Origin of the sequence: Pseudomonas viridiflava (assembly GCF_900602065.1) — a bacterium.
Classification (GTDB): domain Bacteria; phylum Pseudomonadota; class Gammaproteobacteria; order Pseudomonadales; family Pseudomonadaceae; genus Aquipseudomonas.
This window is the reverse complement of the sequence record NZ_UWFN01000055.1, coordinates 1-427: the sequence shown is the minus strand read 5'-3', so window position 1 is coordinate 427 and position 427 is coordinate 1. Positions and strand designations below refer to the sequence as shown.

The following is a 427-nucleotide window of genomic DNA, read 5'->3' as shown; positions in this document are numbered from 1 at the left end:
ATTTCCCTGACCGTGCTGATTCAGGGCTACCTGATCGGCATCGTGCTGGCGTTTGCCCTGACCACGCTGGCCGTGTCCACCCAATTGGGCCGCGACCTGCTCAGCACGCTGACCGCCATGTTCAACCCGCTGCCGGCCATTGCCCTGCTGCCTTTGGCGCTGCTGTGGTTCGGGCTGGGGCAGAACAGCCTGATATTCGTGCTGGTGCATTCTGTGCTGTGGGCGCTGGCGCTCAATACCTACGCAGGCTTTCTCGGTGTTTCGGAAACCCAGCGCATGGCCGGGCGCAACTATGGCCTCAAGGGGTTGCGCTTTGTCTGGCACATCCTGATTCCCGCTGCGCTGCCGTCGATTCTCGCAGGCCTGAAAATCGGCTGGGCCTTTGCCTGGCGCACCCTGATCGCCGCCGAACTGGTCTTCGGCGCAT

General features: G+C 62.8%; 1 protein-coding gene. It reads left to right on the top strand.

Annotated elements, in window-relative coordinates:
- Positions 1 to 427, top strand: a 427-nt coding sequence (locus tag EE949_RS00965) for an ABC transporter permease (protein WP_122662140.1), incomplete at both ends; no start/stop codon positions are given.